Consider the following 20207-nt stretch of genomic DNA (forward strand, 5'->3'; position numbering starts at 1 on the left):
TGACACCCGCCCTCAGAGCTCGCGCACCCCGCGCCGCCAGACCGCCGAGACGAGCGGGACGCCGGGCCGGTAGGCGAGGTGGACGTGCGAGGGGGCGTCCAGGAGGGCCAGGTCGGCGCGGGCGCCCGGGGCGAGGCGGCCGATGTCCGTGCGGCGCAGGGCCGCCGCGCCGCCCGCCGTGGCGGACCAGACGGCCTCGTCGGGGGTCATGCCCATGTCGCGCACGGCCAGGGCCACGCAGAACGGCATGGAACTGGTGAAGGACGAGCCGGGGTTGCAGTCCGTGGACAGGGCCACCGTGACGCCCGCGTCGAGGAGGCGGCGCGCGTCCGGCCACTGCGCGCGGGTGGAGAACTCGGCGCCGGGGAGGAGGGTGGCCACGGTGGTGCCCTGCGCCAGGGCGTCCACGTCCGCGTCCGTCAGGTGGGTGCAGTGGTCGGCGGAGGCGGCGCCGACCTCGACGGCCAGCTGGACACCGGGGCCGTGCCCGAGCTGGTTGGCGTGGACGCGCGGCACCAGGCCGTGGCGCTTGCCGGCTTCGAGGATCGCGCAGGCCTGGTCGCCGTCGAAGGCGCCCTTCTCACAGAACACGTCGACCCAGCGGGCGTGCGGGGCGCACGCGTCGAGCATCTCGCCGGTGACGAGGGAGACGTAGCCGTCGGGGTCGTCGGCGAACTCCGGCGCCACGATGTGCGCGCCGAGGTACGTCACCTCGTCGGTGTGGGCGGCGGCGATCCGCAGGGAGCGGGCCTCGTCGTGGGTGGTGAGGCCGTAGCCGGACTTCGTCTCGAAGGTGGTCGTGCCCTGGCGGAGGGCCTCGGTGAGGTAGCGGGTGAGGTTCGCCTCCAGTTCGGCGTCGCTCGCCGCTCGGGTGGCCGCCACCGTCGTGCGGATGCCGCCCGCGCTGTAGCTCCGCCCGGACATCCGCGCGTTGAACTCGGCGGTGCGGTCGCCCGCGAACACCAGGTGGGAATGGGAGTCCACGAAGCCGGGAATCACGGCCCGGCCACCGGCGTCGACCGCGTTGTCAGTGGCGGGTGCTTTGCTGGACTCACCGATCCACGCGACGCGGTCGCCGTCGATGACGACTGCCGCGTCCTGGACCAGACCGAGGGGGCCTTCGCCGAGGGAGGGGTCGTTGGTGACCAGACTGCTGATGTTGATGATTGCCGTGCTCATGCTTGCTCCGGTCCTCGGCGTCAGCCGCTCAGGGCGGCGATGGAGTCGGCCAGTGCCCGCGGCACGTCCGGTACGAGCTGGTGGACCCCGTCGCGTACGACGTGCCGGCCGCCCACGACCGTATGGCGGATGTCCGCCCCCGTCGCGGCGAATACGGCCGTCTCGGCCCCGTGGCGCGGAGCCGGCCCCGCGGTACGGACGGAGTCCAGCGCGACGGTCGTGAGGTCGGCGAGGGCGCCCGGCTCGATGCGGCCCGCGTCGGCCCAGCCCAGCGAGGCGTGCCCGTCCTCGGTGGCGGCGCGCAGCAGCGCGGCGGCGGTCCAGTGGCCTCGCGTGCGGCTGCGCAGCCGTTCGTCGAGCTCCATCGCGCGGGCCTCTTCGAGGAGGTCGATGACGGCGTGGCTGTCGCTGCCCAGGGACAGCGGGCTGCCGGCCCGCTGGAGGGCGACGGCGGGGCCGATGCCGTCGGCGAGGTCCCGCTCGGTCGTCGGGCACATGCAGATCGTGGACGCCGCGCCGCCGAGGAGCGCGATGTCCTCGTCGGTGAGGTGCGTGGCGTGCACGGCGGAGGTGCGCGGGCCGAGCACGCCGTGGTCGGCGAGCAGTCGGGTGGGGGTGCGGCCGTGCGCGGCGAGGCAGGCGTCGTTCTCGGCGGTCTGCTCGGACAGGTGGACGTGGAGGGGGGCCTCGCGCTCCTTCGCCCAGTCGGCGACGGTCGTCAGCTGGTCGGCGGGCACGGCGCGCACCGAGTGGACGGCCGCGCCGATCCGGGCGTGGCCGGCGGGCTTGAGGGCGGCGGCCCGCTCGGCCCAGGCGTCGGCCGTGCCGTCGGAGAAGCGCGTCTGGTGGTGGTTGGGGGGCTCCCCGAAGCCCGAGGACAGATAGGCGGTGTCGAGGAGGGTGATGCGGATGCCGGCTTCGGCGGCGGCCGCGATCAGGGCTTCGCCCATGGCGTTGGGGTCGGCGTAGGGGGTGCCGCCGGGGCCGTGGTGGAGGTAGTGGAACTCGCCGACGCAGGTGATGCCGGCGAGGGCCATCTCCGCGTACGTGGCGCGGGCGAGGGCGAAGTACGAGTCCGGGGTGAGCCGGTCGGCGACGCCGTACATCACGTCGCGCCACGTCCAGAAGGTGCCGCTGCCCACCTGGGTGCGGCCGCGCAGGGCGCGGTGGAAGGCGTGGGAGTGGGCGTTGGCCAGCCCGGGGAGCGTCAGGCCGCGCAGGGTCGTCGCGCCCGGGGGCGGGGCCGGGACGGCCGTGCGGACGGCCGTGATCCGGCCGCCCGTCACCTCGATGGCCACGCCGGGCTCGACGTGGGTGCCGAGCCACGCGTGCTCGGCCCAGTAGGTCACCTGCACGCCAGGCCCTCCAGTACGTCGGCGAGTGCGGTCACTCCGGCCACGCAGTCGTCCTCGGTCGCCGTCTCGGCGGGCGAGTGGGAGACGCCGGTGGGGTTCCGTACGAACAGCATGGCCGTGGGGATGACGCCGGACAAAATACCGGCGTCGTGCCCGGCGCCCGTGGGCAGTACGGGCGCGCCGCCCAGGAGCTTGGCGAGTTCGTCGCGCAGGTCGTGGGCGAACTCGACGACCGGGGTGAAGGATTCCCGGGTCACCCGGACGTCCACGCCGTCGCGGCCGCCGCGCTCGACGGCCGCCTGCTCGATCTCGGCGACGACGGCGGCCAGCGTCTCCTCGTCGGCGGCGCGGGAGTCCAGCCAGCCGCGGACGAGGGAGGCGATGGCGTTCACGCCGTTCGGCTCGACGGCGACCTTCCCGAAGGTCGCCAGGGCGCCGGCGAGCCGGGCCTTCTTCCGGGCGGCGAGCACGGTGTTGGCGTACGTCAGCATCGGGTCGCGGCGGTCGTCGAGGCGGGTGGTGCCGGCGTGGTTGGCCTCGCCGTGGAAGTCGAACCGCCAGCGGCCGTGCGGCCAGATCGCTGACGCCACGCCCACGGGGTGCGGGGTGTCGGCGAGGGCGCGGCCCTGCTCGACGTGGAGCTCGACGAAGGCGCCGACGCGGGCGAGGCGTTCTGGGTCGGGGCCGATGGCCTCGGGGTCGTATCCGGCGCGCTCCATGGCCTGGGCCAGGGAGACGCCGTCGCCGTCCCGGAGGGCGTGGGCCGCCTCGCGGGTGAGCTGCCCGGCGGTCAGGCGCGAGCCGACGCAGGCGAGGCCGAAGCGGGCGCCCTCCTCGTCGCCGAAGTTGACGATGGCGAGGGGGCGGCCGGGCTTCGCGCCGCGGGCGCGGAGCTCGTCGAGCGCGGCGAAGGACGACACGACGCCGAGGGGGCCGTCGAAGGCGCCGCCGTCGGGGACGGAGTCGAGGTGGGAGCCGGTGACGACGGCGTCGCCGGCGGTGGGGTCGCCGAGCCAGGCCCACTGGTTGCCGTTGCGGTCGGCCTCGTAGGTCAGCCCGCGCGATTCCGCTTGGGCGCGGAACCACGATCTGCAGTCGGCGTCGGCGCCGGTCCAGGCGTAGCGGCGGTAGCCGCCGCTTTCCGGGTTCCGGCCGATGGGCGCGAGGTCGCGCCACATCTCGTGGAACGACGGCGCGTTCACGGGTGCGGGTCCGTGGTCCGGTTGCGCCCACCCGTCCCGCCCTGCGGGACGGTTGCCCGCAGCCTGGGTCACGACTGCTCCCGCATCGGGATGCGGACACCGCGGGTCTCCGCGACCGAGTCCGCGATGTCGTAGCCCGCGTCGACGTGGCGGATGACGCCCATGCCCGGGTCGTTGGTCAGGACGCGGCGGATCTTCTCGCCGGCCAGCGGCGTGCCGTCGGCGACCGTGACCTGGCCCGCGTGGATGGAGCGGCCCATGCCGACGCCGCCGCCGTGGTGGAGGGAGACCCAGGAGGCGCCCGAGGCGACGTTGACCATGGCGTTGAGCAGCGGCCAGTCCGCGATCGCGTCGGAGCCGTCGAGCATGGCCTCGGTCTCGCGGTAGGGCGAGGCGACGGAGCCGCAGTCGAGGTGGTCGCGGCCGATGACGATCGGCGCGGAGAGCTCGCCGCTCGCGACCATGTCGTTGAAGCGCTCGCCCGCCCGGTCGCGCTCGCCGTAGCCGAGCCAGCAGATGCGGGCCGGGAGGCCCTGGAAGTGGACGCGCTCGCCGGCCATCTTGATCCAGCGGGCCAGGGACTCGTTCTCGGGGAAGAGATCGAGGATCGCGCGGTCGGTGGCCGCGATGTCCTTGGGGTCGCCCGACAGCGCCGCCCAGCGGAAGGGGCCCTTGCCCTCGCAGAAGAGGGGGCGGATGTAGGCGGGGACGAAGCCGGGGAAGTCGAAGGCGCGGGTGTAGCCCGCGAGCTGGGCCTCGCCGCGGATGGAGTTGCCGTAGTCGAAGACCTCGGCGCCCGCGTCCTGGAAGCCGACCATGGCCTCCACGTGACGCGCCATCGACTCGCGGGCCCGGGTCGTGAAGTCGGCGGGCTTCTCGGCCGCGTAGGTGGCCATCTCGTCGAAGGAGACGCCGACGGGCAGATAGGCGAGCGGGTCGTGGGCGCTCGTCTGGTCCGTGACGATGTCGATGGGCGCGTTCATCGCGAGCAGCTGCGGGACGAGCTCGGCGGCGTTGCCGAGGACGCCGATGGACAGCGGACGGCGGGCGTCGCGCGCCTCGACGGCCAGCTGGAGGGCGTGGTCGAGGGAGTCGGCCTTGACGTCCAGGTAGCGGTGCTCGATGCGGCGCTCGATGGCGCGCGGGTCGCAGTCGATACAGATCGCGACGCCGTCGTTCATGGTGACGGCGAGCGGCTGGGCGCCGCCCATGCCGCCGAGGCCGGCGGTCAGGGTGATCGTCCCGGCGAGCGTGCCGTTGAACTTCTTGGCGGCGACGGCGGCGAACGTCTCGTACGTGCCCTGGAGAATGCCCTGGGTGCCGATGTAGATCCACGAACCGGCGGTCATCTGCCCGTACATGGTCAGGCCGAGGGCCTCCAGGCGGCGGAACTCCTCCCAGTTGGCCCAGTCGCCGACGAGGTTGGAGTTGGCGATGAGGACGCGCGGCGCCCACTCGTGCGTCTGCATCACGCCGACGGGGCGGCCGGACTGGACGAGCATCGTCTCGTCCTGCTTCAGCGTCTGCAGGGTGCGGACCATCGCGTCGAAGGAGCGCCAGTCGCGGGCGGCCTTGCCCGTGCCGCCGTAGACGACGAGCTTGTCGGGGTGCTCGGCGACCTCGGGGTCGAGGTTGTTCTGGAGCATCCGCAGCGCGGCTTCCTGCTGCCAGCCCCGGGTGCTCAGCTCGGTGCCTCGCGGTGCTCGCACGGGTCGCGGTCCTGACATGGGCGCTGCCTCCCTGGCTCTCTCCATCATGTTCTGAATAGAACACTGCACAGTTTGGGTGTCTGAATACCTCTAGTCAACACTTTCTGGTCGACAGGCCGCCTGGTCGACAGGCCGCCTGGTCGACAGGCCGCCGGCCGGCCTCGATGGCACGCGCACCGTGGCCGTCGCTCCCGCGCGGTGGTGGAGTGGGCGTATGGGTCACGTGGACAACGGGAGTGATGGCGCCGCGCGGCGGCGGGACGCGGCCGTGCGGGCGGCCGTCCGGCAAGGGATCGTCACGGCGGACCGGCCCGTCGTGGGTCTGCTGGACGTCCCGGGGATCAGAGCGGCCGCCGCCGCGCTCCACACAGCGTTCGCGCAGGTCAGCGCCCCCGGTACGGACGTGCTGCACGCCTTCGCCGTCAAGGCCGCGCCCCTGGTGCCCGTGCTGCGGCTGCTCGCCGAGGAGGGGCTGGGCGCCGAGGTGGCGAGCCCCGGGGAGCTCGCGCTGGCCCGCGCGGCGGGCGTGCCGCCCGCGCGGACCGTCCTGGACTCCCCCGCCAAGACCCCCGCCGAGCTGCGCGAGGCGCTGGCGCTCGGCGTCGCCGTCAACGCCGACAGCCGGGAGGAGCTGGTCCGGCTGGACGGACTCCTCGCCGGTTCCGGTGCCGGGGCCGCCTCCGTCCCGCCCCTCGGGCTGCGCGTGAATCCCCAGGTCGGCGGCGGCAGCATCAGCGCCCTCAGCACCGCGACGCCGACGTCGAAGTTCGGGGTCCCGCTGCGTGACGAGGGGGCGCGCGAGTGGCTGGTCCGTGCCTACGCCGAGCGGCCGTGGCTCACCCGGATCCACGCGCACGTCGGCTCGCAGGGCTGCCCCCTGGAGCTGATGGCCGCCGGCATCCGGGCGGTGTACGAGCTGGCCGAGGAGATCAACGAGCACGTCGGCGCCCGGCGCGTCCGGTCCGTGGACATCGGCGGCGGCCTGCCCGTCAACTTCGCCTCCGACGACGTCACCCCCACCCACGCCGCGTACGCGCGGCTGCTCGCCGAGGCCGTCCCCGGCCTGTTCGACGGGCGCTACGGCCTGGTGACCGAGTTCGGGCGGTCGCTGCCGGCCAAGAGCGGGATGGTGCTGGCCCGGGTGGAGTACGCCAAGTCGGCGGGCGGGCGCCGGATCGCGGTGACGCACGCGGGCGCGCAGGTGGCCGTGCGCACGGTGTTCGCGCCGGAGGCGTGGCCGCTGCGCGTGGCGGTGTACGACGCGTGGGGACGGCCGAAGGACGGGGCGCCCGAGAGCCAGGACGTGGCCGGGCCGTGCTGCTTCGCCGGGGACCTGATCGCGACCGGGCGGTCGCTGCCCCGGCTGGAGGCGGGCGACCATGTCGCGCTCCTCGACACCGGCGCGTACTACTTCTCGAACCACTTCGCGTACAACACGCTCCCCCGTCCGGGGGTTTACGGCTACGCGGAGCACCAACGGACGGAAGGGGCCACCGAGACCCCCTCCGTCGACGTGCGCTTCGTGCCCGTACGGCCGCCGCAGTCCCTCGACGAGCTCGTCGCCGAGAGCGGCGGCGCCCACGCGGTGGGCCTCACCGCGCTGCGCTGACCACCGCCCCGCCCGGGACCGGACGGCCCCGCCGCCGGGCCCCGCCGGGCAGCGCGTCCCCGGCGGCGAGGCCGGTGGTGAACCAGCCGCGTACGGGCGCCGCCACAGGGCTGCCCTGCGCCCGCTCCGTGCGCACCCACAGCAGCGACTCGCTCCGGCGCTCCAGGCCGCCCAGCCACAGGGCCTTCGCCCACAGCCCGGCGCCCGCGCCCGCCATCGCCAGCCCGGCCGCCACGGGCACCGCGAGCGACGAGGCCGTGGCGGCGACGAACGCGCCGGCCAGCCACCAGCTCCGGGTCCGCCGCCAGTTCCGCGCCGACACGGCCCGGTCCTGGAGGAACACGGCCCGGCCCGCGCGCTCCGCGCCGCCCGCCAGCTCCGTGTACCGGCCGCGCCGCGCCAGGAAGGCCAGGGCCCCGGCGGCGACGAACAGGACGCCGCCCGCCGCCAGCCCGAGCCGGCGTCCGGTGAGCACCGGCACCAGCTCCGGCAACGCGGCACCGGCGCCCGCGCTCAGCAGCCCGAGCCACCACAACCAGCGCGCCGGCGCCCTCACGATCACGGCCACACGAGCCAGCGCATACGCTCCGCGCCCCACGTCGGACCTCCTCGTCGGTCTTGTCGTCGTCACTGCGGGCCGCACGCTAGCCGACGATTCTGAGTGCGAGCTGAGAACCGCGCGCGCCCGTAGCCCACTGGAGTCATACCCGGGTATCACAGGCGAGTTGACCCCCACGTATGTCGTGTCGACGCATCGTCGGTCCTTATGGTCGTCCTACCGATGGAGCGGTGGACGAAGCGGTGGACGAAGCGGTGGATGAAGCGGTGGGAGGAGACGGGACATGCCGGTGAACGAGCGGGCCCAGCGGGCCCTGCGGCGACGGGCGCTGGCGGCGGCGGGGGCGCTGGCCCTGACCGGCTTTTTCGGGGCCTTCGCCCCCCACGCCCGCGCGGCGGTCGACGGCGCCCCGGCGAGCCCGGCTTCGGCCCAGGCCCAGGCCCCGGCCGGCTCCCGTGCCCACGTCCGGCTGCCCGAGCCGACCGGCCCGTTCCCCGTCGGCACCACCACCCGCCACCTGGTCGACACCTCCCGCGAGGACCCCTGGCACCCGGGGCACGGCCACCGCGAGGTCATGGTCGGCTTCTGGTACCCGGCGGCCCACGCGGGCTGGCGGACCGCCGCGCGCACCGCGCCCCACATGGAGCGGCGCGCTGCCGCCCACTTCGGCTCGCCGGGCGGCTCCGGCCACCTCGGCTACCGCGTGCCGGCCGGGGCCGTGGACTGGGCAGCCACCACGACGCACGCGCGCGTGGACGCTCCCGTCGCGCGCGGGGCGGGCGTACGGCCGGTCGTGCTGTACTCGGCGGGCCTGGGCGATCCCCGGACCTGGAACACGTCGCTCGTCGAGGACCTGGCCTCGCGCGGCTACGTGGTCGTCACGGTCGACCACACCTACGACTCCTCCGAGGTCGCCCTCCCCGGCGGCCGCCTCGCGCGCTCCGTGCTCCCCGGCCTCGCCGCGAAGCGCGGCACGGACCCGGGGCGGGTGCTGCGCAAGGCGATGAAGGCGCGCGTCGACGACACCCGTTTCGTCCTGGACCGGCTCGGTGACCACAAACGCCGGCTGTCCCTGCCGCACGGTCTGGCCGCCGCCATGGATCTGCGGCGCGTGGGGATGGTGGGCCACTCGGCGGGCGGCTTCACGGCCCTCCAGGCCATGCACGACGACCGGCGTATCCGCGCGGCCGTCAACATGGACGGGACGATGGAGTTCCCCGGGCCGGGAGGGATGAGCTCGGTGTCACGGGAGGGGGTGGACCGGCCGTTCCTGCTGATGGGCACGGACGCCGCGGATTCCGGCGAGTACGGGCGCCAGCCGTCGTGGAAGGCGCTGTGGCAGCACTCGCGCGGTCGCGGCGGCTGGCGGGGCGATGTGACGCTCACGGGGTCGGAGCACGGGGCGTACACGGACGCGGCGGCGTTGCTGCCGCAGCTCGCGCGGGCGGGGGTGGTGCGGCAGGAGACGGTCCGGGGGGACATCGGGTCGGTGCGGGGGGAACGGGCCGTGGCCGTGACGCGGGCGTATGTGGCGTCGTTCCTCGACCGCTTCCTGCGGGGGCGGGACGACCACTTGCTCGACGGGCCGTCGGGGCGCTTCCCGGAGGTGCGGGTCGCCCGTTAGGGCCGCTTCTTTCGGGGGCTCCGCCCCCGAACCCCCGGTCCTCACTCCACGAACAAGCCCCGCGCCGCCGCCTTCGCGTCGAACTCCTCCAGCCGCGCCTGCGCGTCCGGCAGCGCGTCGCACATCGCCTCCAGCAGCACCCGGCCCAGCAGCATCGGCGCGCAGGCCGTGTCGAAGGCGAGGCCCGTGCCGACGGCGGCCGGCAGCAGGACGTCGCTGTGGCGCGCGACGGGGGCGAATGTGGAGTCCGCGACGGTGACGACCGTCAGCTCCGCCCCCCGCGCGTACTCCAGCGCGTCCACCACCTCGCGCGGGTGGCGCGGCAGCGCGAAGCACAGCAGGGCGCTCGCCCCGGCGCGAACGGCCGCGTCGATGCGGTCGACGAGCAGCGTGCCGCCCTCGTCGAGGAGCCGTACGTCGGGGTGGACCTTGCGCGCGAAGTAGGCGAAGCCCGCCGCCTGGGCGGTCGCGGCCCGCAGGCCGAGGACGGGCAGCGGGCGCGACGCGGCCAGCAGGCGGCCGGCCCGGGCGACGGGGGCGGGGTCGGCGAGCAGCGAGGCGAGGTGGCGGAGGTTGTCGATCTCGGCCTGTACGGCCTGCTGGTACTCGTTGTACGAGTCCTCGGCGGGCGCCTCGGCGGCGGGGACGACGTCGCGCAGGTGGCGGCGGAGCGCGGGGTAGCCGTCGAAGCCGAGGGCGACCGCGAAGCGGGTCACCGACGGCTGGCTGACCCCGGCGAGCTCGGCCAGTTCGACGCTGGAGAGGAACGGCGCGTCCGCCGAGCGGCGCACCATGCAGTGGGCGATGCGGCGCTGCGTGGGCGTCAGCCGGTGCCCTTCGAAGAGCTTCTGCAGCCGCGCGGTGGCCTCCGGCTCGCCCCCGGTCTCGCTCATGAGCCCTCCTCGGTCAGTCATTCATCCGGTCCGTACCCTGCATGGAATTATGCAGGGTACGGCTCCCGGACCGCGCCTCACAGCGGAGGCAGCAGCTTCTTCTGCGGCTTGCCCATGGCGTTGCGCGGCAACGCGTCCATGAAGCGGATCCGGCGCGGTCGCTTGTGGACGGAGAGGTGGCCCGCCACGAAGTCGATCAGCTCGCGTTCGGCGATCCCGTCGGCCACCACATAGGCGACGATCTCCTGCCCCAGGTCGTCGTGGGGCACCCCCACGACCGCCGCCTCGCGGACGGCCGGGTGGTCCAGGAGGGCGTTCTCGACCTCGCCGGCGCCGACGCGGTAGCCGCCGGACTTGATCAGGTCGGTGGAGGCCCGGCCCACGATGCGGTGGGTGCCGTCCTCCTCGATCGCGGCGATGTCGCCCGTGCGGAACCAGCCGTCGGCCGTGTACGCGGCCGCCGTCGCCTCCGGCCGGCCCAGGTAGCCGGCGAAGAGCGTCGGGCCGGACACCTCCAGCTCCCCGATGCCGCCCTCCTCCCCCGTCCCCACGACCCGGGTGCGTACGCCCGGCAGCGGCAGGCCCACCGCGCCCGGGCGGCGCTCGCCGTCCGCGCGGGTGGCGACGGTGATCAGGGTCTCCGTCATGCCGTAGCGCTCGACGGGGCGTTGCCCGGTGAGCGCCTCCAGGTCGCGGAAGACGGGCGCGGGCAGGGCGGCGCTGCCCGACACCAGCAGCCGGGCCCCGGCGAGCGCCCGGGCGGCGCCGTGGTCGCGCGCCACCCGCGACCAGACCGTCGGCACGCCGAAGTAGAGGCTGCCGCCCGCCGCCGCGTACGCCTCCGGCGTGGGGCGGCCGGTGTGGATCAGCCGGCAGCCGGTGCGCAGGGCGCCCAGGACGCCCAGGACGAGGCCGTGGACGTGGAAGAGCGGCAGGCCGTGGACGAGGGTGTCCTCGGCCGTCCACTTCCAGGCCTCGGCGAGCCCGTCCAGGCCCGCCGCGACCGCACCGCGCGGGATGAGCGCGCCCTTGGGCGCGCCGGTGGTGCCGGAGGTGTAGAGCACGAAGGCGGTCGATTCCGGGTCCGGCTCGGGCGCGGACCAGGTGCCGCGTTCCCGTATGTCCACGGGGACGTCCTCGCCGAGGACCAGTTCGGCGCCGGAGTCGCGCAGGATGTGGCCGCGCTCGGCGGGCCCTGCGTCCGGCGGCAGCGGTACGACGGGCACCCCGGCGAGCAGCCCGCCGACGACGGCAACGACGGTCTCGGGCTCCGCCACGGCCCGTACGGCCACGGACGGGGCCCCGGCGATCCGGGCCGCCACCGCCCCTGCCGCGCCCAGGAGTTCCTCCCGCGACAGGGACCGTCCCGCGATGGTGAGGGCGTCCGGACGGTCGGCGGCGTCCGGCGCGGCCAGGGACGACAGCAGGGGTTCGGGCACGGAATCGCTCCTTCCACGGGGCCCCGGCGGACCGGGGGGCATCCCCTCTGCGGATACGGGTGCTGGCCCCACTGACGCGGGGCCCTCGCCGACCGTACCGTCGTGGCCATGATGGCCCGTGACACCGATGCCCCCAAGGACCCCGGTCGCGCCGAGGACCCGGTCCCCGGCCCGGCCGGCTTGCAGAAGGACCCCGAGCTGCGCCGCGAACTGGACGCGACCGCGCACACGCTCAAGGAGCTCGGGCCCGAGTACGAGGCGGAGCTCATCGACTCCTTCCTGGAGAAGGTCGGCGAGCGCATCGACCGGCGGATGGACGCGACGGCGGACCGCCAGGTGAGGCGGCATCTCGCCGAGCGGCAGATGAGTGCGGCTCGTGGCGCGGCCGGGCGCGTCCCGGGTGACGGGCCGGCGCCCGGGAGCTTCGGGGAGCGGTTCGGGTTCGCGGCGGTGTCGCTGGTGCTGGCGATCCCGCTGTCGGCGATCGCCGCGTACAACGCGCATTTTGCGGGGTTGCTCGTGACGTGGGCGGGGATCGTGGGGGTGAACGTCGCCCAGGCGGCGCGGATGCCGCTGCGGCGGCGGTCAGCCGAAGATCGGGAGCGGGCTTCCGACGGCTGGGGCGCGTGAGCGGTCCGGTCGCCTGCGGGCCGGTGGGGGTTTGTCGCGCCCGCGCGGCGGCAGCCGCATATCGAACGCTGCCCCGCGCCCCTTACGGGGCGCCGTCGCACAGCCGCCGTGCAGCCCCGCCGCCCGAAAACAACGAGCGCGGGGGCCGCCGTACCCCGGTTGTGGCCGGGGTCGGGACGACGGCGGTCCCCGCGGAGGGCGCGGGCCGGATCCCGGGTGCCGGGATCCGGTGCCGCGTCCGGACGGCTCTGGAGTCCGGGAGCCGCTCCGGAGTTCCTGCCGCCTCGTCACCCCTCACTATGCCGGGCCCGTGTTAAGTCCACGCTGCGTGCGCGTGACGCATACGTACCTTTTACGGGCCGGTAGTTGCCGGTAGTTGGCCGCGGTGTGACTACTTCGTACCGCCGTTGCCGCCCTCGGCGAGGAACGCGAGCAGGTCCTGGCGGCTGACGACGCCCTTGGGCTTGCCCTCGACGAGCACGATGGCCGCGTCCGCCGTGCCGAGGACGTTCATCAGGTCGCCGACCGCCTCGCCGGAGCCGACCTGCGGCAGCGGCGCGCTCATGTGCTTCTCCAGCGGGTCGGAGAGCGAGGCCCGCTGGGCGAACAGCGCGTCCAGCAGGTCGCGTTCGACGACCGAGCCGATGACCTCGGCGGCCATGACGTCGGGGTGGCCGGCGCCGGGCTTGACGATGGGCATCTGCGAGACGCCGTACTCGCGGAGCACCTCGATGGCCTGACCGACCGTCTCCTCGGGGTGCATGTGGACGAGCGAGGGGATGCCGCCGTCCTTGCGGCGCAGCACGTCGCCAACGCGGGCGGCGTCGCCGGGCTCCTCCAGGAAGCCGTAGTCGGCCATCCACTCGTCGTTGAAGATCTTGCTCAGGTAGCCGCGGCCGCTGTCCGGCAGGAGCACCACCACGACGTCGTCCTCGCCGAGGTCCTTCGCGATCTCCAGGGCGCTGACGACCGCCATGCCGCAGGAGCCGCCGACCAGCAGGCCCTCCTCCTTGGCAAGGCGGCGCGTCATCTGGAAGGCGTCCTTGTCGGAGACCGCGACGATCCGGTCCGTCACCGTGCCGTCGTAGGCGGAGGGCCAGAAGTCCTCGCCGACGCCCTCGATCAGGTACGGGCGGCCCGAACCGCCGCTGTACACCGAGCCCTCGGGGTCGGAGCCGATGATCTGGACCTTGCCGCCGCTGATCTCCTTGAGGTACCGGCCGGTGCCGCTGATCGTGCCGCCCGTGCCCACGCCCGCGACGAAGTGGGTGATCTTCCCCTCGGTCTGCTCCCAGAGCTCCGGACCGGTGGAGTGGTAGTGCGAGAGCGGGTTGTTGGGGTTGCTGTACTGGTCGGGCTTCCAGGCATTGGGCGTCTCGCGCACGAGGCGGTCGGAGACGTTGTAGTACGAGTCCGGGTGCTCGGGGTCGACGGCGGTCGGGCACACGACGACCTCGGCCCCGTAAGCCCGCAGTACGTTGATTTTGTCCTGGGAAACCTTGTCAGGGCAGACGAAGATGCACTTGTAGCCCTTCTGCTGCGCCACGATCGCGAGACCCACGCCCGTGTTGCCCGAGGTGGGCTCCACGATCGTGCCGCCCGGCTTGAGCTCACCGGACTTCTCGGCGGCCTCGATCATCCGCACGGCGATGCGGTCCTTCACCGATCCACCGGGGTTGAAGTACTCCACCTTGGCGAGGACGGTCGCCTTGATGCCTTCGGTCACATGGTTGAGCTTGACGAGCGGGGTGTTGCCAACGAGCTCAATCATCGAATCGTGATACTGCACGGTGATCTCCGCGGTCGGGGGCACTAGCGGTCGTCGCGTGCCCATACCGCCAGCCTAGAGCGCCTGCCACCGCTCCAACGGCGCGTTGCGGAGGCGAGTGCGCGGGGCAACCTGCTCATAGCGCGCACTGGCAAGGGCGCGCCGGGTTCATGAAGCTTTTGTGAAGCGTTTGTAAACCGGCTTTCGTAAGCGCTGAGGAGGCTGTCCGGTGTCCATGCTGAGGGCGAGGGCCGCGCGACGGATCGCGGCCGCTGCGGCGTACGGAGGCGGCGGGGTCGGCCTGCTCGGCGGGGCGATGCTCGGGGTGCTGATCACGGAGGTGGCGCTGGCCCGGCGGGTCGTCGGCGGCTCCGGCGGCACCCCGCCGCACGCGGACGGCCGTTACGGCTCCGCGTTCGTCCACGGGCTGGGGCGGGAGCCGCTGCTGCTGGGCGTGCTGGGCGACTCCACGGCGGCGGGCCAGGGGGTGCACCGGCCCCGGCAGACCCCGGGCGCCCTGCTGGCCTCGGGGCTCGCGGCGGTCGCCGAGCGGCCCGTGGAGCTGCGCAACGTGGCGCTGTCCGGGGCGCAGACCTACGACCTGGAGCGGCAGGTCACCCAGATCCTCTGTGATCCGGAGCGGCTCCCCGACGTCTGCGTGATCATGATCGGGGCGAACGACGTCACCCACCGGGTGCCCGCCACCCGCTCCGTCCGGCTGCTCACGGAGGCCGTGCGCAGACTGCGGGAGGCCGGCTGCGAGGTGGTGGTCGGCACCTGCCCCGACCTGGGCACGATCGAGCCCGTCTACCAGCCGCTGCGCTGGCTGGCCCGGCGGCTGAGCCGGCAGCTCGCGGCGGCGCAGACGATCGGGGTGCTGTCGGCGGGCGGCCGGACGGTCTCGCTGGGCGATCTGCTGGGGCCGGAGTTCGAGGCCAACCCCCGGGAGCTGTTCGGGCCCGACAACTACCACCCCTCGGCCGAGGGTTACGCCACCGCCGCCATGGCCGTGCTGCCCACGCTCTGCGCGACGCTGGGGCTCTGGCCCGAGGACGAGGAACGGCCGGACGCGGCGCGCCGCGAGGGCATCCTGCCGCTGGCCAGGGCGGCCGCCGAGGCGGCCGCGGAGGGCGGCACGGAGGTCACGGCCCGGGGCCGCTGGGCGCTGCTCAAGCACCGCAAGCGGCGGCGGCTGCCGACGGGCCCGGAGGTCGCTCCGGACGGGGAACGGCCCGCCCATACTGGAAAGAGTCCGGCGTCACAGCCCGGAGACCGTGACCCGGGCCGTACTTGCGGGTAACTTCCGGGGAGTCTTCGTTCCCGCGCAACTGGAGCCGTGATGCCCGAAGCCGTGATCGTCTCAACCGCCCGCTCCCCGATCGGTCGCGCCTTCAAGGGCTCCCTGAAGGAGCTGCGGCCCGACGACCTCACCGCCACGATCATCCAGGCCGCGCTCGCCAAGATCCCCGGGCTCGACCCGCGCGAGATCGACGACCTGATGCTCGGCTGCGGTCTGCCCGGCGGCGAGCAGGGCCACAACCTCGGCCGCGTCGTGGCCGTGCAGATGGGCATGGACCACCTGCCCGCCACCACGATCACCCGCTACTGCGCCTCGTCCCTGCAGACCTCCCGGATGGCGCTGCACGCCATCAAGGCCGGCGAGGGCGACGTCTTCATCTCGGCGGGCGTCGAGATGGTCTCCCGGTCCGTCAACGGCTCCTCCGACGGCATGCCCGGCACCCACAACCCGCTCTTCGCCGACGCCGAGGCCCGCACGGCCGCCCGCGCCGAGCGGGGCGGCGAGGGCTGGCACGACCCGCGCGAGGACGGCCTGGTCCCGGACGCCTACATCGCGATGGGCCAGACCGCCGAGAACCTGGCCCGCCTCAAGGGCGTCACCCGCGCGGACATGGACGAGTTCGGCGTCCGCTCGCAGAACCTCGCCGAGGAAGCCATCAAGAAGGGCTTCTGGGAGCGCGAGATCACCCCCGTGACGCTGCCCGACGGCACGGTCGTCTCCAAGGACGACGGCCCGCGCGCGGGCGTCACCCTGGACGGCGTGGCGGGCCTCAAGCCCGTCTTCCGCCCCGACGGCCTGGTCACGGCGGGCAACTGCTGCCCGCTCAACGACGGCGCCGCCGCCCTGGTGATCATGTCGGACACCAAGGCGCGCGAGCTGGGCCTCACCCCCCTGGCCCGGATCGTCTCGACGGGCGTCTCCGCGCTCTCCCCCGAGATCATGGGCTACGGCCCGGTGGAGGCCAGCGAGCAGGCGCTGCGACGGGCGGGGCTGACCATCGGCGACATCGACCTGGTCGAGATCAACGAGGCCTTCGCCGCGCAGGTCATCCCCTCCTACCGCGACCTGGGCATCGACATCGACAAGCTGAACGTCAACGGCGGCGCCATCGCCGTCGGCCACCCCTTCGGCATGACGGGCGCCCGCATCACGGGCACGCTCATCAACTCGCTCCAGTTCCACGACAAGCAGTTCGGCCTGGAGACGATGTGCGTGGGCGGCGGCCAGGGCATGGCCATGGTGATCGAGCGGCTGAACTAAAACACCGGGCGGCAACTGCCGGGAGCATCTATCGGCCACCTTGCCGAAACGTGACCCAATCTCCCCCAGGATGTGACCAACGTCCCGGGGGAGATCCGTTTCCCCAGGTCAGGGTGGTTGAAGGAACAACGTCCGGGCCCTTGGTCCCGTCCGGTTGCTGACGTTTTGCACTGTGGGCCTCCGGAGGCATGCGCGAAGCTGAGGTAGGAATTCGGGGGATCCAAGCAACCGGGAGTACGTCAGTGAGCGCCATGTCCCTTGCCCTGCTGATGGGCGCTGCCGCCGCCACGGCCGCGGGCGCCGCCGCCCTGCACAGCACTCGCGGTCTGCGCCGGCAGATCACCGCCCTGCGCGAGGAACTCGCCGCCGCCACGGCCGGCGCCGCGGAACGCGGCGCCGTGCCCGCCGCCCGTACCGCGCCCGTCGCGGAGCTCGCCGAGATACGCGCGGCCGTCGCCGACGCGCTCGCGGAGGAGCGGGAGCGCGAGCTGGCCGAGGCCCGGGCGTTCTGGGCCGCCCAGGAGGCCCGCGACCTGGCCGGGGCCACCGACGCGCCCTCGCTGCCGGTCGTCCTGCCCGGCCTCGACGACGGCCTGTTCCTGCCCCGCCAGGCCGATCTCGCCGGGCTGGACTTCACCGGGCTGGACCCGCTGGCCGACCTCGAGTCGGAGGCCGCGGACTCCCCGGAGCTGGCGGCGGCCCGCCGCCGCCACCCCTCGCACCCCGACTTCACCCCCGCTGCCTCGGCCGTCACCGACCACGAGCGCACGGTCGAGCGCCTCACCGAGCTCGCCGACGACGGCGTGCCGCTCGCGGACGTCCGTCCCGGCCCGCTGGGCACCCTCGACGTCTACGTCTTCGCCGACGGCACCACGGTCTGCATGACCCCCGGGCACCGCGAGACCGCCGAGCGCCTCGCCGAGGCCCTGCGGGCCGGTGACGCGCCCGTGCTGCTGGGCGGCTCCGGGGTCTCCGGCGCCTACGCCCTGACCTTCGAGTGCGAGTCGGGCACGGTCTACGTGCTGGCCGACCGCGTCATCGCGTCGCTCTAGCGACCCGCTGGACGTCCGGTCAGCCGTCTGCGGGTGCATCGTGGCCGGTCGCGCCCGCGCGGCGGAGCCGCATGGTGTCGCGGCCCCGCGCCCCTTCGGGGCACCACCCCACCGCGCGAGGTCACAGTCCGCAGCGCCCCGCGGCCTCCTCGACCAGCCCCACGGCCCGGGCCACGCCTTCCGTGACCCCGCCGGAGGCGAGCAGCGCTTCGGCCAAATCATGGCCGGCCACCGCCACTTGGTCGGCCACGGCGAACATCCCCGCGTCCGGCATCTCCCGTACCGCCGGGGCGTCCGGCTCCTCGATCCGCTGGGTCCACGCGGCGAGCTCCCGGGCCAGGGCCAGCGCTTCCGCCGCCGCTCCCCGGCTGAGCCGGGACTGCGGCAGGGTCCGCAGCCGGTCGGCGAAGGTGTCCACGGCGGCCAGAAGAGGTGTCACATCATCCACGCCACGAGACTATGCGCCGCCCACCGACTGTTGCCAACGCTTGAACACTCGGGCACGGTGACATGAAGGACCATCATTCGACGCGTCCGGAGGCGCCGATGTCCCACGTCTTCTCCGACAAGACCCACCGGAACCTGCTCTCCCGAATCCCCCAGTGCACCGGCCGCGAAGTCGCGGACTGGCTGCGCACGGTCGAAGAAGGCCCCTCCCTGTTCCGTTTCGAGGAGAAGGTCAGCTGGCTGCGCGGCGAGCACAATCTCGCTTACGGCCACGCGAAGGCCATCGTCCACGAGTACGACCTCCGACGAGCGGCGCGAAAGCTGGGCTGAGCCACGCGCCCCGCGAACGGAACAGGCCCGGGAAGGCGACGCCTTCCCGGGCCCTGTCACACGGCGTGGATATATCCACGCGATGGTTTTAGTCGTTGTTCAGGATCGCGATGATCCGGAGGATCTCCGTGTAGATCCAGACGAGCGACAACGTCAGACCGAAGGCCGCCAGCCAGGACTCCTCGCGGGGAGCGCCATAGGCCACGCCGTCCTCGATCTGCTTGAAGTCGAGCGCCAGGTAGGCGGCGCCCAGCAGCACACCGACAACGCCGACCGCGATACCGAGACCACCGCTGCGGAAGCCCAGACCGTCACCGCCGCCGAAGACCGCGAACAGGGAGTTCGCGACCATCAGCAGGAGGAAACCGATCGAGGCGCCGATCACGAAGCGCGTGAAACGGCGGTCGACCCGGATGATCCGGGTGCGGTAGGCGATCAGGACACCCGCGAAGACGGCCATCGTGCCCAGCACGGCCTGCATCGGGGCGCCATAGGCGATCGCGTTGTAGTACTTGCTGATCACGCCGAGGAACAGGCCCTCGAAGGCCGCGTAGGCCAGGATCAGCGCCGGGGAGGGCTTGGCCTTGAACGACTGGATCAGGCCCAGCACCATGGCGACGATCGCGGCGCCGAAGCCCACGCCGACGGGCAGCGAGAGCGCCCAGGCGGCGCCGGCGGCGACGATCACCGTGCCCAGCGTGATGCCGGTCTTCGTGACGACGTCGTCGATCGTCATCCGGCCGGCGGCCCGCGACGGGGCCTGCGGGTGGCCCTGCTGGAGATCCGGCCCGCCCTGCGCGTACGGGTTCGCCGCGTAGGGGTTGCTGGGCTGGGCGTACGGGTTCCCGGCGTACTGGTCGCTCGCGTACGGGTTCCCCTGGGACGCGGCCCCGGCCTGCGCTCCCGCGCCGAAGCCCGCGTAACCGCTGTTGTCGCGGCTGAACCCCCGTCGCGAGAAGACCGGGTTGCTGCTCCTCATCTCACTCCTCCGTGGCCACCCTGCGCGGCCTTGGCGTCAAGGGTAATAGGGGAGCAAAGAAAAGGCCCTCCTGCTACGGGACGATCTTTTCTTCGCCGGACCCCGTACCGGACAACGCGGACCGGCGGCGGCCGGTTCCGGGAGAGCCTCGAATTGCGGCACTCTTAACGCGATGGCCACACCAATACGGGGCTCGCCGAGCGATCGCGAAGTGATGAGGTGCCCGGAGCCGGACTTGAACCGGCACGGCCCGAGGGCCAGCGAGGTTTAAGCTCGCCGTGTCTGCATTCCACCATCCGGGCGGGGGGCTCTCGGGCAGCCCGGCGGTGAGGCGCGCGAGCCTCCCCATCAAGGAGAGCAGCACGAGCCTAGCCGGGGCACGCCCCCCAAACAGCGGAACATCGACCCGAGGTTGTCTTATTTTATGGGCAACTGAGCCCCCGTCAGTGCCTGGATGGCGCCTTTGGCACATGCCAGGGGCCGATCTCCGCCGTTCACCACCCCGCCCTCACGGTGAACCGGAATTGTCGCAATCTCGTCGCCCTCGGTAAGGGTCTGTCTCCTACCCAGGGATGACAGGCCCCTCCCGGCATACCTCCGGAGACTGTCCCGGGAACGGGAGCTACGGCTGATCCCGGCGGCCGAAGCGCATCGGACCATGGTGTACGTGCCCTGAATCCGAGGACGACGAGTCCCGGAGCCCGCCGTCCCGACAGGAGAGGCCCCACCGTGACCACCATGCCCTTCGGCGCCCCGACCGCCGTCCGCAGCAGCACCGCTGTGGCCGCCCGCGCCACGGACCTGACCAAGGTCTACGGCCAGGGCGAGACCCAGGTGGTCGCCCTGGACGCCGTCTCCGTGGACTTCCGGCA

General features: G+C 73.5%; 17 protein-coding genes, 1 tRNA gene and 1 pseudogene. 8 read left to right on the top strand and 11 right to left on the bottom strand.

The annotated features are described in order from the left end of the window. Positions 1-12 precede the first annotated feature (12 nt). The 4 genes from hutI to hutU all read right to left on the bottom strand — a co-directional run bounded on the left by hutI (position 13) and on the right by hutU (position 5463). Complete coding sequence (gene hutI / locus ACX9I7_RS23125) at positions 13-1179, bottom strand: imidazolonepropionase (RefSeq protein WP_459388377.1); 1167 nt, start codon at positions 1177-1179, stop codon at positions 13-15. Between the two features lie 20 nt (positions 1180-1199). Further along, on the bottom strand, positions 1200-2534 hold the full coding sequence (locus tag ACX9I7_RS23130; protein ID WP_459388378.1) for a formimidoylglutamate deiminase: 1335 nt from the start codon (positions 2532-2534) through the stop codon (positions 1200-1202). Beyond that, on the bottom strand, positions 2525-3712 hold the full coding sequence (locus ACX9I7_RS23135; RefSeq protein WP_387569359.1) for an allantoate amidohydrolase: 1188 nt from the start codon (positions 3710-3712) through the stop codon (positions 2525-2527). The genes ACX9I7_RS23130 and ACX9I7_RS23135 overlap by 10 nt, the downstream gene beginning before the upstream one ends. A 92-nt stretch (positions 3713-3804) precedes the next feature. Next, positions 3805-5463, bottom strand: a complete 1659-nt coding sequence (gene hutU / locus ACX9I7_RS23140; RefSeq protein WP_387568544.1) for a urocanate hydratase — start codon at positions 5461-5463, stop codon at positions 3805-3807. Between the two features lie 196 nt (positions 5464-5659). On the opposite strand from hutU, the gene ACX9I7_RS23145 reads away from it, so the two are divergent. Then, positions 5660-7054, top strand: a complete 1395-nt coding sequence (locus tag ACX9I7_RS23145; RefSeq protein ID WP_459388379.1) for a type III PLP-dependent enzyme domain-containing protein — start codon at positions 5660-5662, stop codon at positions 7052-7054. Here the strand turns inward: ACX9I7_RS23145 and ACX9I7_RS23150 are convergent. After that, positions 7038-7622, bottom strand: a complete 585-nt coding sequence (locus ACX9I7_RS23150) for a hypothetical protein (protein ID WP_459388380.1) — start codon at positions 7620-7622, stop codon at positions 7038-7040. The genes ACX9I7_RS23145 and ACX9I7_RS23150 overlap by 17 nt on opposite strands. 274 nt (positions 7623-7896) lie before the next feature. Between ACX9I7_RS23150 and ACX9I7_RS23155 the strand changes: the two genes are divergently transcribed. Beyond that, on the top strand, positions 7897-9237 hold the full coding sequence (locus ACX9I7_RS23155) for an alpha/beta hydrolase family protein (RefSeq protein WP_459388381.1): 1341 nt from the start codon (positions 7897-7899) through the stop codon (positions 9235-9237). Between the two features lie 41 nt (positions 9238-9278). Here ACX9I7_RS23155 and ACX9I7_RS23160 read toward each other — a convergent pair whose 3' ends face one another. After that, the gene (locus ACX9I7_RS23160; protein WP_459388382.1) at positions 9279-10130 is read right to left on the bottom strand and encodes a MurR/RpiR family transcriptional regulator; all 852 of its coding nucleotides are present in this window, start codon (positions 10128-10130) and stop codon (positions 9279-9281) included. A 77-nt stretch (positions 10131-10207) separates the two neighbouring features. After that, entirely contained in the window at positions 10208-11569 is a 1362-nt protein-coding gene (locus tag ACX9I7_RS23165) for an acyl-CoA synthetase (protein ID WP_459388383.1), read from the bottom strand. Between the two features lie 108 nt (positions 11570-11677). Between ACX9I7_RS23165 and ACX9I7_RS23170 the strand changes: the two genes are divergently transcribed. Continuing rightward, positions 11678-12199 (top strand): hypothetical protein, encoded by a 522-nt coding sequence (locus ACX9I7_RS23170; RefSeq protein WP_459388384.1) that lies wholly within the window; start codon positions 11678-11680, stop codon positions 12197-12199. Between the two features lie 391 nt (positions 12200-12590). Here ACX9I7_RS23170 and ACX9I7_RS23175 read toward each other — a convergent pair whose 3' ends face one another. Then, positions 12591-13988 carry a cystathionine beta-synthase gene (locus ACX9I7_RS23175; protein WP_387568561.1) on the bottom strand — a complete coding sequence of 466 codons (1398 nt, stop codon included), beginning with the start codon at positions 13986-13988 and terminating at the stop codon, positions 12591-12593. A 214-nt stretch (positions 13989-14202) separates the two neighbouring features. On the opposite strand from ACX9I7_RS23175, the gene ACX9I7_RS23180 reads away from it, so the two are divergent. From ACX9I7_RS23180 to ACX9I7_RS23190, 3 genes are all read left to right on the top strand, one after another. Continuing rightward, entirely contained in the window at positions 14203-15267 is a 1065-nt protein-coding gene (locus tag ACX9I7_RS23180) for an SGNH/GDSL hydrolase family protein (protein ID WP_459388386.1), read from the top strand. A gap of 39 nt (positions 15268-15306) precedes the next feature. Next, complete coding sequence (locus ACX9I7_RS23185; RefSeq protein ID WP_459388385.1) at positions 15307-16527, top strand: acetyl-CoA C-acetyltransferase; 1221 nt, start codon at positions 15307-15309, stop codon at positions 16525-16527. Between the two features lie 242 nt (positions 16528-16769). Then, positions 16770-17579, top strand: coding sequence for a hypothetical protein (locus ACX9I7_RS23190; RefSeq protein WP_387568565.1), 810 nt, complete (start codon positions 16770-16772; stop codon positions 17577-17579). Positions 17580-17700: 121 nt separating this feature from the next. Here ACX9I7_RS23190 and ACX9I7_RS23195 read toward each other — a convergent pair whose 3' ends face one another. Continuing rightward, positions 17701-18027: a hypothetical protein gene (locus tag ACX9I7_RS23195; RefSeq protein WP_189454386.1), complete on the bottom strand. Its 327-nt coding sequence runs from the start codon at positions 18025-18027 to the stop codon at positions 17701-17703. A 98-nt stretch (positions 18028-18125) separates the two neighbouring features. On the opposite strand from ACX9I7_RS23195, the gene ACX9I7_RS23200 reads away from it, so the two are divergent. After that, positions 18126-18356: a DUF4287 domain-containing protein gene (locus ACX9I7_RS23200; RefSeq protein ID WP_126918041.1), complete on the top strand. Its 231-nt coding sequence runs from the start codon at positions 18126-18128 to the stop codon at positions 18354-18356. An 88-nt stretch (positions 18357-18444) separates the two neighbouring features. Here the strand turns inward: ACX9I7_RS23200 and ACX9I7_RS23205 are convergent, their stop codons facing one another. Together ACX9I7_RS23205 and ACX9I7_RS23210 are read right to left on the bottom strand one after the other, a co-directional pair. Beyond that, complete coding sequence (locus ACX9I7_RS23205; RefSeq protein ID WP_387568568.1) at positions 18445-19335, bottom strand: Bax inhibitor-1/YccA family protein; 891 nt, start codon at positions 19333-19335, stop codon at positions 18445-18447. Positions 19336-19555: 220 nt separating this feature from the next. Then, positions 19556-19637, bottom strand: a tRNA-Leu gene (locus ACX9I7_RS23210). Positions 19638-20007: 370 nt separating this feature from the next. On the opposite strand from ACX9I7_RS23210, the pseudogene ACX9I7_RS23215 reads away from it, so the two are divergent. Beyond that, positions 20008-20207: pseudogene (locus ACX9I7_RS23215) on the top strand (hypothetical protein); the annotation flags it as partial.

The organism is Streptomyces sp. L500, assembly GCF_054551825.1.